Origin of the sequence: Paraburkholderia sp. UYCP14C, assembly GCF_004197395.1 — a bacterium.
Classification (GTDB): Bacteria; Pseudomonadota; Gammaproteobacteria; order Burkholderiales; family Burkholderiaceae; genus Paraburkholderia.
This window is the reverse complement of record NZ_SELS01000222.1, coordinates 1-1,768: the sequence shown is the minus strand read 5'-3', so window position 1 is coordinate 1,768 and position 1,768 is coordinate 1. Positions and strand designations below refer to the sequence as shown.

1 protein-coding gene is annotated in these 1,768 nt (G+C 59.0%); it reads left to right on the top strand.

Going from position 1 to position 1,768, the window contains the following annotated elements; all coding sequences use genetic code 11:
- Nucleotides 1–369: 369 nt before the first annotated feature.
- On the top strand, nt 370–1,768 hold a 1,399-nt coding region (locus EVC45_RS44405), incomplete at its 3' end, for a carbamoyltransferase C-terminal domain-containing protein (protein ID WP_248295535.1).

Sequence of the window (1,768 nt, the reverse complement as noted above, 5' to 3'; positions counted from 1 at the left end):
TCAATCCGGTCTTCAATTCAGTCTCGTCTCAACCGTTTGCAATCCTGACGACATCGCGAAAGCCCAACATGACCGATCACATCAAAACCTGCAACCAGTAGCCTACGACGAAGTAGCGCGCTTGATTGCCAACAAGGTGCTTTAACGACTTGCCAGCTGGCCCGCTCGCGATCATTGCCGCGTTGTTCCGAAGGCTGTTCCGGGAGAGAAAGAAGAAGCAGGAGAGTTCGATCTATCCGCTTCGCTGGCCGCTCAGAGCAGGCTGGCAAGGCGCCTCCGCGACCGACGGGGCGCCGCGATGCTCATTTCATCCGGGGACAGTGAGCGCCCCATGTCAACAAGGACAGGAGTCCCGTGAAGATTTTTGCTATGAAGCCAGGCCATGATGGGGCCATCGCGCTGGTCGATGCTGCGAGCGGCAAGCTCGAATGGTCGTTCGAACCGGAAAAGGACAGTTTTCGGCGCTACGAGGTGTTCAATCCGTCGCAGTTCGTGTTTGCTGCGGAGCAGCTTGGCGCGATGCCGGACGTATTTGCCGTGAGCGGTTGGGGCAAGGGGGCGATGGCCGCGAACGCGCCCATCGGCGCCGGCTACTACGGACATGGAAGCGGGGCGGTCCAACATCACCGCACGACGATGTTCGGTGCGAACGTAAACTATTTCAGCAGCAGCCATGAACGCTCGCACATCTGGTGCGGGTATGGCCTGTCGCCTTTCGAGCAGGGCAAGCCGTGCTATGTACTCGCGTGGGAAGGCGCGCTCGGCGACTTCTATCTGGTCGACGAAAAACTGGACGTGCATCATGCCGGCCGCGTGATGATCACGCCGGGTGGCAAGTACGCCTTTCTGTACGCGCTCGCGGACCCTACGTTCACGTTGCCGAAGGGCAAGCTGCGCAACGAGGATCCGGGCAAACTGATGGCGCTGTGCGCGTACGGGAAATCTGGCGAAATGGCGCCCGACGAGCGCGAGATCACCGATTTTCTGCTGGAGCGCGACAGCATCCTTGCGACGCTGTCGAAGGACGATCTCCGCGAATCGAAGTATTACAACATCGGCTTGCAGCATCCTGATTTCACCCGGCTCGCGAAGCGTTACTCTGATGAGATCTTCAACCGCTTCTATCTGTACGCAAAAGCACATCTGACGAAAGGCTATCCGCTGTTGATTTCCGGAGGATGCGGGCTGAACTGTGACTGGAACACGATGTGGCGCAACAGCGGTCTGTTCGAGGACGTATTTGTACCGCCGTGCACGAACGATACTGGCTCCGCAATTGGGACCGCCATCGACGCGATGCGGGAGTTCACGGGTCGCGCGAAGCTTGAGTGGTCCGTCTATAGCGACCGAGCGTTCATTGATGATCAGCCGGACATGTCGGACGTCGATACCTATTCGCTGGATCTGGGGCACGTCGCCGACTATCTCGCACAGGACAACATCGTCGCGTGGACCCAGGGACGGTGCGAGCCCGGCCCGCGCGCGCTCGGCAACCGCTCGATTCTCGCCGCGCCGTTCGCGCGATCGACATGCGATCGCCTGAACCGCATCAAGAAGCGCGAAGGGTTCCGTCCCGTAGCGCCGATATGCCTGGAGGAAGAGGTGTCGCGTCACTTCGACTGGGCAGGTCCTTCGCCGCACATGCTGTACTTTCAGAAAGTGCGCAATCCCGAACTAGCTGCTAAGTGTTCAGGCAAAACGGATTTCAAATTCCGAACCATAGCCGCCGAGCAGTTTGGCGATCTCTGTATCGATCGTTTCCTTCGTC